The 12063-nt window shown below is 70.9% G+C and carries 12 protein-coding genes, 1 tRNA gene and 1 riboswitch; of the genes, 7 read left to right on the top strand and 6 right to left on the bottom strand.

Features of this window, described 5'->3' with window-relative positions; all coding sequences use genetic code 11:
• Positions 1–43: 43 nt before the first annotated feature.
• From ACFWV2_RS12770 to bcp, 3 genes are all read right to left on the bottom strand, one after another.
• Positions 44–130 (bottom strand) — tRNA-Leu (locus ACFWV2_RS12770).
• Positions 131–695: 565 nt separating this feature from the next.
• Positions 696–2192 carry a glycine betaine/L-proline transporter ProP gene (gene proP, locus ACFWV2_RS12765; RefSeq protein ID WP_384405010.1) on the bottom strand — a complete coding sequence of 499 codons (1497 nt, stop codon included), beginning with the start codon at positions 2190–2192 and terminating at the stop codon, positions 696–698.
• Between the two features lie 109 nt (positions 2193–2301).
• On the bottom strand, positions 2302–2784 hold the full coding sequence (bcp, locus tag ACFWV2_RS12760; protein ID WP_384405009.1) for a thioredoxin-dependent thiol peroxidase: 483 nt from the start codon (positions 2782–2784) through the stop codon (positions 2302–2304).
• Between the two features lie 136 nt (positions 2785–2920).
• On the opposite strand from bcp, the gene ACFWV2_RS12755 reads away from it, so the two are divergent.
• The 3 genes from ACFWV2_RS12755 (at position 2921) to ACFWV2_RS12745 (ending at position 4131) form a co-directional block, all read left to right on the top strand.
• On the top strand, positions 2921–3262 hold the full coding sequence (locus ACFWV2_RS12755; protein ID WP_360784787.1) for a DUF3618 domain-containing protein: 342 nt from the start codon (positions 2921–2923) through the stop codon (positions 3260–3262).
• 56 nt (positions 3263–3318) lie between these two features.
• A complete protein-coding gene (locus ACFWV2_RS12750) occupies positions 3319–3657 on the top strand; it encodes a co-chaperone GroES (protein WP_073807849.1) in 339 nt (112 codons plus the stop codon).
• A gap of 48 nt (positions 3658–3705) precedes the next feature.
• A riboswitch (guanidine-III (ykkC-III) riboswitch) is annotated at positions 3706–3777 on the top strand.
• Between the two features lie 33 nt (positions 3778–3810).
• On the top strand, positions 3811–4131 hold the full coding sequence (locus tag ACFWV2_RS12745; protein WP_028811654.1) for a multidrug efflux SMR transporter: 321 nt from the start codon (positions 3811–3813) through the stop codon (positions 4129–4131).
• Here ACFWV2_RS12745 and ACFWV2_RS12740 read toward each other — a convergent pair.
• Positions 4125–6407: a transglycosylase domain-containing protein gene (locus tag ACFWV2_RS12740; RefSeq protein ID WP_384405008.1), complete on the bottom strand. Its 2283-nt coding sequence runs from the start codon at positions 6405–6407 to the stop codon at positions 4125–4127. The two genes, ACFWV2_RS12745 and ACFWV2_RS12740, sit on opposite strands and share 7 nt — an antisense overlap.
• A gap of 139 nt (positions 6408–6546) precedes the next feature.
• Here ACFWV2_RS12740 and ACFWV2_RS12735 point away from each other — a divergent pair, with 139 nt between their 5' ends.
• The 4 genes from ACFWV2_RS12735 to ACFWV2_RS12720 all read left to right on the top strand — a co-directional run bounded on the left by ACFWV2_RS12735 (position 6547) and on the right by ACFWV2_RS12720 (position 10510).
• The gene (locus ACFWV2_RS12735; protein WP_384405107.1) at positions 6547–7350 is read left to right on the top strand and encodes an ABC transporter permease; all 804 of its coding nucleotides are present in this window, start codon (positions 6547–6549) and stop codon (positions 7348–7350) included.
• A gap of 82 nt (positions 7351–7432) precedes the next feature.
• The gene (locus ACFWV2_RS12730; RefSeq protein WP_384405106.1) at positions 7433–8209 is read left to right on the top strand and encodes an ABC transporter permease; all 777 of its coding nucleotides are present in this window, start codon (positions 7433–7435) and stop codon (positions 8207–8209) included.
• A 43-nt stretch (positions 8210–8252) separates the two neighbouring features.
• A complete protein-coding gene (locus tag ACFWV2_RS12725; RefSeq protein ID WP_384405007.1) occupies positions 8253–9230 on the top strand; it encodes an ATP-binding cassette domain-containing protein in 978 nt (325 codons plus the stop codon).
• An 11-nt stretch (positions 9231–9241) separates the two neighbouring features.
• Entirely contained in the window at positions 9242–10510 is a 1269-nt protein-coding gene (locus tag ACFWV2_RS12720; protein WP_384405006.1) for a DUF445 domain-containing protein, read from the top strand.
• Between the two features lie 3 nt (positions 10511–10513).
• Here ACFWV2_RS12720 and ACFWV2_RS12715 read toward each other — a convergent pair whose 3' ends face one another.
• Both ACFWV2_RS12715 and ACFWV2_RS12710 read right to left on the bottom strand, forming a co-directional pair.
• Entirely contained in the window at positions 10514–10816 is a 303-nt protein-coding gene (locus ACFWV2_RS12715) for a hypothetical protein (protein WP_384405005.1), read from the bottom strand.
• A gap of 36 nt (positions 10817–10852) precedes the next feature.
• A complete protein-coding gene (locus ACFWV2_RS12710; protein ID WP_384405004.1) occupies positions 10853–11830 on the bottom strand; it encodes a hypothetical protein in 978 nt (325 codons plus the stop codon).
• Positions 11831–12063: the final 233 nt, after the last annotated feature.

Genomic DNA, 12063 nt, shown 5'->3' with positions numbered 1-12063 from the left:
GCCCGTCATCCGAGAAGAGCCGCCCCTTGGGCGGCTCTTCGAGTGGTGCGGCCGATGGGATTCGAACCCACATGGACGAAACGCCCAGAGGCACCTAAAACCTCCGCTTATACCATTCAGCAACGGCCGCGTGCACGGCCATGGTAGCGGTCACGCGGTATCCGGTCGCGGGGTGCGCCGATGTTTCCCGCGGCACCACGTCTCCGTCATCGAATGGCAGTTGGGGCAGAGGTGGCGAAGGTTCTCCCTGCGGTTGTCGAGCCAGTTCCCGTTGATGTGGTCGATCTGCAGGGTGATGGATCCACCGCGCCAACTGCCTTCGTTCCGGCACTCGGCGCCGCGATACGGGACACCTACCTCGGTGAGTGCACGATGGAGCCGGACGCGGTTCTCGCGCGACGATCCTTCCGGGCGTACTCGGAAAACCGTGTCCGTGATGGTCTTACGGCGGCACTCCGAGCTTCTGCACTACTTCACGTAGCGTCGTTGAGGTGGCGACCGCTTCGGCGATGGCGATGTGCTCGTCCCCATGGGACCCCCTCCGCCACGGCCACCCGTTCGCGGCCTCGCACGGACTGACGAGCCGAATATCGGACGGTCACGTCATATCGCGTACGAACATCGAGACTGGCGGGAACATGGAGCGGCCCGCCCCGGAGGTGTCCGGGGCGGGCCGTTCAGCGAGGAGTGAGGGGTCAGAACCTCGGTCCAGGGGTCTGGGCCAGCACCAGTTCCGTCGCCTCCTCCGGGGTTTCCACCGACGGGGGTGAGCCTTGCAGGGGCTGGCGGGCCGTCTCCTTCATGCAGGCGACGGCGATGCCGCCGACCAGGGCCGCGCCCATCGCGTAGTACGCCGGCATCAGGTTGTTCCCCGTCGCGCCGATCAGGGCCGTGATGACCAGCGGGGTCGTACCGCCGAAGAGCGACGTCGACAGGTTGTAGCCCACCGACAGCGATCCGTACCGCACGTCCGTCGGGAAGAGCGCCGGGAGCGCCGCCGACATGGTGCCCAGCATGCAGACGAGCGACAGTCCGAGCATCAGCATGCCGAGGGAGACGGCCGGTATGCCGCCCTGGCCGATCAGCAGGAACGCGGGCAGCGACAGGAAGAGGAAGCCGAGCATGCCCGCCATCAGGACCGGCTTGCGTCCGAAGCGGTCGTTGAGGCGGCCGACCTGCGTGATGATCGCCATCAGGAGGACCATCACGACGAGCAGGATCAGCAGTCCGTGGGTCTCGCTGTAGCCGAGCTCGTCGGAGAGGTACGTCGGCATGTACGACAGCAGCATGTAGTCGGTGATGTTGTACGCGCCGACGAGCGCGACGCACAGGATCAGCGCGGGCCACTGCTGGCGGAAGATCTTCGCGAGGTCGCCCTTGGTCGTCGCCTCCGCCGCGTCCGCGGCCTCGGAGGCGGTCGACGCGTCGGACTCCAGTTTCTGGAAGGCGGGCGTCTCGTCGAGCCGCATCCGCAGGTAGAGGCCGACCAGGCCCAGCGGGCCCGCGACGAGGAACGGCACGCGCCAGCCCCACGCCTCCATCGTGTCGGAGCCGAGCCACGCGGTGAGCGCCGTCACCAGGCCGGCCGCGCCGACGTAGCCCGCGAGCGTGCCGAACTCCAGGAAGCTGCCGAAGTAGCCGCGCCGCCGGTCGGGCGCGTACTCGGCGATGAAGGTGGACGCGCCGCCGTACTCGCCGCCGGTCGAGAAGCCCTGGACCATGCGGAAGAACACCAGGAGGACGGGTGCCCAGAAGCCGATGGAGGCGTACGAGGGGATGAGGCCGATGGCGAAGGTGCCGACGGCCATGAGGATCATGGTGAGGGCGAGGACCTTCTTGCGGCCGAGGCGGTCACCCATCGGGCCGAACACCATGCCGCCGAGCGGTCGGATCAGGAAGGCCACCGCGAAGGTCGCGAACGACGACAGGAGCTGGACCGTGTCGTTGCCGGACGGGAAGAAGACGTGGCCGAGGGTGACGGCGAGGTAGGCGTAGATGCCGAAGTCGAACCACTCCATGGCGTTGCCCAGGGAGGCCGCCCGGACGGCCCGCTTGACCGCCGCCTCGTCCGTCACCGTGATGTCGGTGCGTCGGAGCTTGGGCCGGCGGCGTCGGGTGACGGCTCTGAACAGACGCGGATGGCGTCTGCGGGCGGCGGGATCGGCCGCGGGGTCGCGGTCTGTGGCCGACATGACCGTACGTCCTCTCTGGGGGAGTCACTCCAGGGGGCACTTCTGCACGGTCATGCCGTTCACAAACGGAACCCGTCCCTGATTGGGACGTCCGTCACGTCGTGGGGGCTCAGGCCCCGGTGGCTCCGATGGAGAGGTCCTTGAGGATCTTGGCGACGTGGCCGGTGGCCTTCACGTTGTAGAAGGCGTGCTCCACCTTGCCGTCCTCGTCGACGACGACGGTCGAGCGGATCACACCGGTCACCGTCTTGCCGTAGAGCTTCTTCTCACCGAAGGCGCCGTACGCCTCCAGGGTCGTCTTCTCCGGGTCGCCGACCAGCGTGACCTTGAGGTTCTCCTTCTCGCGGAACTTCGCCAGCTTCTCCGGCTTGTCGGGGGAGACGCCGATGACGTCGTAGCCCGCCGCGGCCAGCACGTCCAGGTTGTCCGTGAAGTCGCAGGCCTGCTTGGTGCAGCCGGGGGTGAGGGCGGCCGGGTAGAAGTAGACGATGACCTTGCGGCCCTTGTGGTCCGCGAGGGAGACCTCGTTGCCGTCCGCGTCGGGCAGGGTGAAAGCGGGGGCGGTGTCGCCGGGCTGCAGTCGCTCGCTCATGGCTCTCCTCGGGATGGTTCGCGTACGCGAGGAGAGCCTAATGGGGGACGGCTGTCGGGGGTCGGGGGCGGCCCATCGGCGGCGGAGCTGACAGACTGTCCGTCAACGACCGGAATACGACTACGGAGGCAGCGCGGTGTCGGAGTCCAGGACCCCTGCGCAGATCGAGGCGGACATCGTCCGCCGGCGCGAGCAGCTCGCCGTCACTCTCGACGAGATCGGCATTCGGATGCACCCGAAGACGATCATCGGGGACGCGAAGGCCAAGGTCGCTTCGACGGTCGACCAGACCGCCGGGCGGGCCTTCGTCGCCGTGAACCGGACCGTCTCGGACGTGAAGGCACGTTTCACCCATGAGGACGGCGCGCCCCGCCTGGAGCGGGTGGTCCCGGTGGCGCTGGTGGCAGTGGCGCTCGTCGGGCTGCTCGCCGTGTCCTCCCGCCGGGGCGGCGGCTCCTCCCGCAAGCGCCGGCGGTGACCCGGGACGCCCCCTCCCCGCCACGGGTCCCGCCCCCGGGCAGGTAGGTTCACCCCGTGAGCGAGAACACGCACGACAAGCTGCCCATCCGGATGCTCCACGACCGGGTCCTGGTCCGCACCGACTCCCCGGAGGGGGAGCGGCGTTCCGGCGGGGGCATCCTGATTCCGGCGACCGCCGCCGTCGGCCGTCGTCTCGCCTGGGCCGAGGTGGTCGCGGTCGGTCAGAACGTCCGTACCGTCGAGATCGGTGACCGGGTGCTCTACGACCCCGAGGACCGTGCCGAGGTCGAGGTGCGGGGTGTCGCGTACGTCCTGATGCGGGAGCGCGATCTGCACGCGGTGGCGGCGGACCGGTTCCAGGGCGCGACGGACTCGACCGGGCTGTACCTGTAGGGAGCTTCGAGGTCGGGGCCCCGGTGACGCCTGTCACCGGGGCCTTCGTCCGTCCTTTGCTAGCCTGGAGGGACCCCGACGAGACGCGCCGTACCGGGTTCTTCGACAAGACGACGCACTCCTGTTGTTCCGTCTCGCGGAGGTGTCGTCGTCATGGCCTGGGTTCTTCTCGTGGTCGCGGGTCTGCTGGAAGTCGGCTGGTCGATCGGTATGAAGTACACCGACGGTTTCACCCGCCTGTGGCCCAGTGTGTTCACCGGTGCAGGGATCGTCGCCTCGATGCTGTTGCTCTCGCATGCCGCGAAGACGCTGCCGATCGGTACGGCGTACGGCGTGTGGGTGGGGATCGGCGCGGCCGGTGCGGCGGTGCTCGGCATGGTGGTGCTGGGTGAGCCGGCGACCGCCGCCCGGATCTTCTTCGTGTGTCTGCTCCTGGTCGCGGTGGTGGGTCTGAAGGCGACCTCGGGTCACTGACGGGGAGCGGTACGGGGGGCCAGGGGGCTGCCGGAGACCACGGCGCCGGGCCCCGGCCCGCCCGGCCCCGTTTCACCCGGTCCGCCGGGCCCCGCCTCGTCCGGACGCACGGCGCCGGGCCCCGCCTCGCCCGTCTCCTGCGTCTCCTGCGACTCGTAGGACTCGACGGAGCCGTCGGCCCCCTCCGGGTCGTCGAGGCCGTCCGGCAGCGCTGCTTCCGGTGGCGTCTCCTCCGTCCCCGGCATGAGCCGGAGGTCGAAGTCCCGTGGCGGTGTCGCGGCCAGGGCCTCGCGGGTGAACCGGCCCCAGATCTCGGCGGGCGCCCCGCCCCCGTTGATCCGGGGCAGTCCGAGGGCCCCGTACAGCGGTTCCTGGCGGCCCGACTCGGGGTCCTGGCCCATGAGGGCGACGACGGTCGCGAGTTCGGGGGTGTAGCCGGCGAACCAGGCGGCCTTGTCGTCCTCCGCCGTGCCCGTCTTGCCCGCCGCGGGGCGGCCCGCGGCCTGCGCGGCCGTTCCCGTGCCCGTCTCGACGACGCTCCGCAGGATCGCGGTCGTCGTGTCGGCGGCTTCCCGGCTCACGGCCTGCCGGGCCGGCGCGGCGGGCACGGACAGCTCGTGGCCGTCCCTGCTGATCCGCTCGACCAGGGTGTGGGCGCCGTGCCGGCCGTGTGCGGCGAGGGTGGCGTACGCCGTCGCCATGTCGAGGACGCTGGCGGTGGCGGGGCCGAGTGCGATGGAGGGGGAGGCGGTGAGGTCGGGGGTGGAGCCGGGCAGGCCGAGGGCGACGGCGGTCCGCCGTACGTGCCCGGGGCCGACGTCGACGGCCATCTGGGCGTACACGGCGTTCACCGAGAGGTCGGTGGCGGTGCCGACGGGGATCTCCCCGTAGCTCTGGTCGTCCTCGTTGGCGGGGTCGTACGGCCGGCCGTTCCAGCCTTCGACCGGGCGCCGGTTGGTGCCGTCGTACAGGGTGTGCGGGGTGATCGGTTCGCCGTACTGGGTCTGCGCCCCGTTCTGTACGGCGGCGGTGAAGACGAACGGCTTGAAGGTGGAGCCGACCTGGTAGTCGCGGCGGGTGGCGTTGTTGACGTACTGCCGGGTGTAGTCGACGCCGCCGTACATGGCGAGGACCCTGCCGCTCGCCGGGTCGACGGCCGCCGCCCCGACCCGTACGTACCGGTCGGCCGGGACCCTCGCCGGGTCGAGCCGGGAGGTGACGCGGTCCTCGACGGCCTGGACGAGCGCGTCCTGTGCGGCCGGTTCCAGGGTGGTGGTGATGCGGAAGCCGCCGCCGGCGAGGGTCTTCTCGTCGACGATCCCGCGGTCGGTGAGGTACTCCTCGACGGCCTGTACGAGGTAGCCGCGCTGTCCGGAGAGGCCGGTGGCGGGGCGGGCGGTCTGCGGGTCGGGGAAGCGGGCCGCGGCGCGGTCGGCGGGGGTCAGCCAGCCCTCGGTGACCATGCCGTCGAGGACGTAGTCCCAGCGGGCGACGGCCTTGGCGCGGTTCTCGGGGTGGGTGGTGACGTCATAGGCGCTGGGGGCCTTGAGGAGGGAGGCGAGGTACGCGCCCTCGGCGGTGTCGAGGTCCTCGACGTCCTTGCCGTAGTAGGCGCGGGCGGCGGCCTGGACGCCGTACGCGTTCCGGCCGAAGTAGCTGGTGTTCAGATAGCCCTGGAGGATCTCCTCCCTGCTCTTCTCGCGGCCGAGCCTGATCGCGATGAAGAACTCCTTCGCCTTGCGGGTGAGGGTCTGCTCCTGGCCCAGGTAGTAGTTCTTGACGTACTGCTGGGTGATGGTGGAGCCGGACTGGCGGCCCTTGCCGGTGACGGTGTTCCAGGCGGCGCGGAGCATCGCCTTGGGGTCGACGGCGCGGGAGGTGTGGAAGTCGCGGTCCTCGGCGGCGAGGACGGCCTGCCGGACGGGGAGGGGGACGCGGTCGAGCCGTACGTTCTCGCGGTTGACCTCGCCGTCGCGGGCGAGGGGGCTGCCGTCCCGGTAGAGGTAGACGTTGGACTGGGCGACGGCGGCGGCGTTGGCGGGCGGGATCTCGACCAGGAGGTAGCCGGCGGCGAGGGCGCCGGCGAGCAGCAGGACGGAGAGCAGGAGGAGCCCGAAGAGGGTGCGCAGGACGCGTCGGGGGCGGGAGCGTCCGGCGGGGCGGGGCGGGGGTGTCCGTGCGGGGAGGGTGGGGTCCCTCGGCTCCCAGCCTCGCTCCCGGGCCGGGCGGGGCGGCCGGGGGATGTCGGAGTCACTCATGCCGGAGGAAAGGGACATGACATCAGATAGTGCACCGAAAGGGACGAAACTGCCGAACGCGACCCGGATCTGACGCGAAATCCCGTCGCGACACCCCCGCCCCGACCACTAGGGTCGTGCGCTTCGCTGTCGTTCACGCCGGAAAGGGAGCCTCATGCTGCGGCTGTACGCGACGGTGGCCGCGGGCGGGTTCCGGCGCCACGCCACCTACCGGGTGGCGACGGCGGCGGGGGTCTTCACCAACAGCGTCTTCGGGTTCATCCTGTCGTACACCTACATCGCCCTCTGGGACGAACGGCCGCAGCTCGGCGGTTACTCGATGGACGACGCCCTCGCCTACGTGTGGATCGGACAGGCGCTCCTCACCGTCTGCGGCCTGATGGGCGGCGGCTTCGAGGACGAGCTGATCGAGCGGATCAGGACCGGGGACATCGCCGTCGACCTCTACCGCCCGGCCGACCTCCAGGCCTGGTGGTTCTCGGCCAACGCGGGCAGGTGCGCCTTCCAGCTGCTCGGCCGCGGGGCCGCCCCGATGGCGATCGGAGCGCTCGCCTTCCGGTTCACGACGCCGTCGGGGCCGGGCGGCTGGCTCGCCTTCCTGGTGGCCGTGGCGCTGGGCTCGACGGTCAGCTTCGCGATCTGGTACCTGGCGGCGATGAGCGCGTTCTGGCTGCTCGACGGCCAGGGCGTGGTCCAGGTGGTGTGGCTGGGCGGCCTGTTCTTCTCGGGGATGCTGCTCCCGCTGAACGTCTTCCCGGGCACCCTGGGCGAGATCGCGCGGATGCTGCCCTGGGCGTCCCTGCTCCAGGTGCCGGCCGACGTGTACCTCGGGAAGTACGAGGGGGCCGCCGAGCTGGCGGGGGCGTACGCCTTCCAGGGCTGCTGGGCGCTCGTCCTGCTCGGGGCGGGACGGCTGGCGCAGTCGGCGGCGACACGGAAGGTGGTGGTGCAGGGTGGCTGAGACGACGGCCGGCGCCCGTCGGGACCGGGACTCCCCGCCTACGTACCGGGGGAGGGCGGCGGACGCCTGGCGTACGTACCGGATGGTGGCGGCCATGTGGATCCGGTCCACGATGACGTACCGCTCGTCCTTCGCGCTCACGGTCGTCACCAGCTTCTGCGTCACCTTCTTCGACTTCGTCGTCATCCTCCTGATGTTCGGTCAGGTGAAGGGACTGGGCGGCTTCACCTTCGCGGAGGTCGCCCTCCTGTACGGGACGGCGGGCACGTCGTTCGGGATCGCGGACCTGACGATGGGCTCGATGCAGCGGATGGGCAAGCGGGTGCGGGACGGCTCGCTCGACACCTTCCTGATGCGCCCGGCGCCGCTCCTCGCCCAGGTCGCGGCGGACAAGTTCGCGCTGCGACGGCTCGGCCGGATCGCGCAGGGACTGTTCGTCCTGGTCTGGTCCCTCGTCCTGCTCGACGTGGACTGGACGCCGGTGAAGGCGCTGCTGCTGCCGGTGACGGTGGTCTGCGGGGCGGTGATCTTCGCCGCGGTGATGGTCCTCGGGGCGTCGGCGCTGTTCTGGATGCAGGACGCGGCGGAGGTGACGAGCTCCTTCACGTACGGCGGGAACACCCTCCTCGCCTACCCGCCGACGATCTTCGCGCAGGAGCTGGTGCGGGGTGTCGTGTACGTCGTACCGCTGGCGTTCGTGAACTGGCTGCCCGCCCTGTACGTACTCGACCGGCCGACCCCGGCGGGCGTACCGGCGTGGACGGTGTTCGCCTCGCCGCTGGTGGCGCTGGTCTGCTGCGGGGTGGCGGGGATCGCGTGGCGGGCGGGCATCCGCTCGTACCGCTCGACGGGAAGCTGACGGCGGCTGCCGGAAGCTCAGCGACTGGGAGGAGCCGAGGGGCGTGCCGTTCATCGAACTGGAATCACTGGAGAAGACCTTCACGGTCCGCCGCAGGACGGGCCTGCTGCGCCGCGAGAAGAAGGAGGTCCGGGCGGTCGACGGCATCAGCTTCGGCGTCGAGCGCGGCGAGATGGTCGGCTACATCGGCCCGAACGGCGCCGGGAAGTCCACCACGATCAAGATGCTGACCGGCATCCTCACCCCCAGCGGCGGCCGGCTGCGGGTCGCGGGCATCGACCCGGCGCGCGAACGGACCCGGCTCGCCCAGCGGATAGGGGTCGTCTTCGGGCAGCGGACGACGCTCTGGTGGGACCTGCCGCTGAGGGACTCGTACCGGCTGATGCACCGCATGTACCGCATCCCCGACGCCCGCTACCGGGAGAACCTCGGCCGCTGCGTGGAACTCCTGGAACTCGGCGAGCTGCTCGACGTGCCGGTCCGGCAGCTCTCCCTCGGCCAGCGGATGCGCGGGGACATCGCGGCGGCGCTGCTGCACGACCCGGAGGTGCTGTACCTGGACGAGCCGACGATCGGCCTCGACGTCGTCTCGAAGGGGCGGGTACGCGAGTTCCTCCGCGAACTCAACACCGCGCAGGGCACCACCGTCCTGCTCACCACCCACGACCTGACCGACATCGAGCAGCTCTGCTCCCGGGTCATGGTCATCGACCACGGACGCCTGATGTACGACGGTGAACTCGCCGGCCTGCACGCCGTGGGCGAGAGCGAACGGCTCCTGGTCGTGGACCTGGAACGCGACCTGCCCCCGATCGACGTGCCCGGAGCCCGCCACGTACGGTCGGAGGGGACCCGCCAGTGGCTGGCCTTCCCGGCCACGGCGTCGGCGGCGCCCCTGGTGGCGACGGTGGCCGCGGGGTACCCGCTCCTCGACCTCTCGGTGCGGGAGCCGGACATCGAGGCGGTGATCGCGAAGATGTACGGGGGAACTCGGGACGAGCGCCGGGAGTCCCTGAGGTAGGAGGTCGACTGATGGTGAGTTTCTCGTACACGGCGGCGGACGAGGAGAAGAGCAGGGGCGTCCGGCGTATGAAGACGCTGGCGACGTCCCTGCTCGCGGCGGTCGCCGTGGTCTACGCCCTGGCCACCTGGGCGGAGAACGCGGGATGGGGGGCCTGGACGGGCTATGTCGCGGCGGCGGCCGAGGCCGGGATGGTCGGCGCGCTCGCGGACTGGTTCGCGGTCACGGCCCTCTTCCGGCACCCGCTGGGCGTACCGATCCCGCACACGGCGATCATCCCGAAGAAGAAGGACCAGCTGGGCACCTCGCTCGGCTCGTTCGTCGGCGAGAACTTCCTCTCCGCCGACGTCGTACGGGGCAGGTTGCACGCCTTCGGCATCGGCGGCCGCCTCGGCGCGTGGCTCGCGGACCCGGCGCACGCGGACCGCGTCACGGCGGAGGCGTCGACGGCGCTACGGGGCGCGCTGACGGTGCTCCGCGACTCGGACGTCCAGGCGGTCGTCGGGGAGGCGATCACCCGGCGGGCCGAGGCCGTGGAGATCGGGCCCGGCCTCGGCAAGACCCTGGAGAAGATCGTCACCGACGGCGCCCACCACAGGGCCGTCGACCTGGTGTGCACCCGCGCCCACGACTGGCTGGTGACGCACGGCGAGTCGGTCATGGACGCGGTGCAGGGCGGCGCGCCGGGCTGGACGCCCCGCTTCGTCGACAAGCGCATCGGCGAGCGCGTCTACAAGGAACTCCTCCGCTTCGTGACCGAGATGCGGGACATGCCGGGCCACCCGGCGCGCGGCGCGATCGACCGCTTCCTCACGGACTTCGCGGCCGACCTGCAAGGCGACACGGACACCCGCGCGCGCGTCGAGCGGCTCAAGTCGGACCTCCTGGCCCGCCCTGAGGTCCAGGACATCATCGCCTCGGCGTGGTCCTCGGTCCGGGCGCTGATCATCGCGGCGGCGGAGGACGACCGCAGCCAACTCCGCCTCCGCGCCCGCGCGTCCCTGATCTCCCTGGGCAACCGCCTGTCGACGGACACCCGCCTCCAGGAGAAGGTCGAGGGCTGGGCGGAGGACGCGGCGGCCTACGTGGTCACGACGTACCGCCGCGAGATCACGTCCCTGATCAGCGACACGGTCGCCGGCTGGGACGCCACCCAGACCTCGAAGAAGATCGAGGCGAACATCGGCAGGGACCTCCAGTTCATCCGCATCAACGGCACGGTGGTGGGAGCGCTGGCGGGCCTGCTGATCTACACGGTGAGCCATGGGGTGGGGGGCTGAGGGTCAGCCTTTGGTACGGGTGACGGCCCAGGAGGCGACGGCCATACCGCCGGCCACGGAGAACACGGCGGGCCAGGCCCCGATCTTCCTGGCGAGCGGATGGGACCCGGCGAAGGCGGCGACATAGGCGGCACCGAGGCCGGCGGCCACCTTCCCGCCGCCCGCCTGCTGCCACTCCCTCGCGGCCACTCCACCGGCCACGGCGAGCACGGCGCCCCCGAGGGGCCGCTTCTTGGTCCACCGGGCGACGGCGTACCCCCCGACGAGCCCGAGGGCGGCGACGGCGGGGGACGGGATACGGGGCATGGCAGAGGCCTTCCGACTAGGGGTTTCGTCCTGAGCCTACGAGGGCGCGCCGACGAGTGGGGTGCACGCGGCGCAGAGGGTCTCGTCGGCGATCGGGCGGAAGAGCATGGGCTGGGTGTGGTGGCCGGTGTATTCGCGGGTGCCGTGGAGTCGGGCGGAGAGGCGGTGGGTGGGGGGTGAGGGCGGTGAGGGCGGGGACGGTGGGGCGAGGGGTGGTACGTCGCGGAGGAGGTAGCGGAGGAGTCCTCCGGGGCGGTGTACGGGGGTTCCGGTGCCGGGCAGGCCGCGCAGGATGTGTTGGTGGATGTCGGTGGGGGTGTGTCCGGCGTCGAGCCAGCGGGTGGCGAGGTGGGTGAGTTCGTCGCGCATGGCGGGTGGGATGTGGCGGAGGGCGGGGGAGAGGAGGGGGAGGGTGCCGATGAGGGCGCGGGCGTCGGAGAGGTGGGGGCTGGGGGTGTGGTCGGTCGCGGGGGTGTGGTCGGTCCTGTCCGGCTGGTCTGCCCCGGCGGTCCCGGCTGTCTTCTGCGCCTCGGCGGGAAGGTTGGAGGTGTTTCCCTGCGGGTCTTTCTTTGGATGACCGTCGGTGGGCGGGGGTCCCGGCTCACCGGCGGCCGGTTTCCGGGGGCTCGGTACGACCTGCGGGGATGTCTGGTCCGTGCAGGTGGGGAGGGGTGTGCGGGCGAGCAGCTTGATGGCCTGGTCGGAGGTCAACGGGGTGCTGGAGACGAGCTGTTCGGTGGTCCAGTGGCCCTGGGCGCCTTGGACGCGCCGCTCGTGCACGAATCCTTCCTCCTTGAGCTGTCGCTTGGCGCGGGTGAACGCGGTGGCCCCGATCCGGGCGCGTTCGGCGGTTCGGGAGAGTGATTCGCGGGCGCCTTCGGGCAGGGAGAGCTGCCAGGTCAGAAGCCGGACGGCGTCGGAGGAGAGCCGAGGGTGCCGGATGAGTTCGTGCGAGAACTGACTGAAGGCACGGGAGGGCGCGTTAAAGTGCCGGTAGATCACGGTGGAGTCCAATTCCACTAGTGGTTCAGGCCCTCGCCGACGGGTGCAACCGTCGACGGGGGCCGTTTTGCGTGAACGTACCGGACGCACCGCGTCTGGTTCGGCACACTGGGGGAAGAACGCTCGTGTGGGTGACGGGAAGGTCCGACAGGGTTGGAAGGGCAGTCCCAGCAGAAGCCAACGAACCCGGCCCGCCCGAAGGGTCGATCTTCCCAGTCGGATCGTGTTCGCATGTGTCGTCCCCG

This window comes from Streptomyces sp. NPDC058671 (genome assembly GCF_042716475.1).
Classification (GTDB): Bacteria; Actinomycetota; Actinomycetes; order Streptomycetales; family Streptomycetaceae; genus Streptomyces.
The sequence above is the reverse complement of the archived record's forward strand: the minus strand, read 5'-3'. Positions and strand labels throughout refer to the sequence as shown.

Excerpts from the sequence above, each read along its gene's own strand:
- ACFWV2_RS12740 (WP_384405008.1), bottom strand. The coding sequence starts at position 6,407 with ATGTCCCTTTCCTCCGGCATGAGTGACTCCGACATCCCCCGGCCGCCC.
- bcp (WP_384405009.1), bottom strand. The coding sequence starts at position 2,784 with ATGAGCGAGCGACTGCAGCCCGGCGACACCGCCCCCGCTTTCACCCTG.
- ACFWV2_RS12745 (WP_028811654.1), top strand. The coding sequence starts at position 3,811 with ATGGCCTGGGTTCTTCTCGTGGTCGCGGGTCTGCTGGAAGTCGGCTGG.
- ACFWV2_RS12720 (WP_384405006.1), top strand. The coding sequence starts at position 9,242 with ATGGTGAGTTTCTCGTACACGGCGGCGGACGAGGAGAAGAGCAGGGGC.
- ACFWV2_RS12730 (WP_384405106.1), top strand. The coding sequence starts at position 7,433 with ATGGTGGCGGCCATGTGGATCCGGTCCACGATGACGTACCGCTCGTCC.
- ACFWV2_RS12715 (WP_384405005.1), bottom strand. The coding sequence starts at position 10,816 with ATGCCCCGTATCCCGTCCCCCGCCGTCGCCGCCCTCGGGCTCGTCGGG.
- proP (WP_384405010.1), bottom strand. The coding sequence starts at position 2,192 with ATGTCGGCCACAGACCGCGACCCCGCGGCCGATCCCGCCGCCCGCAGA.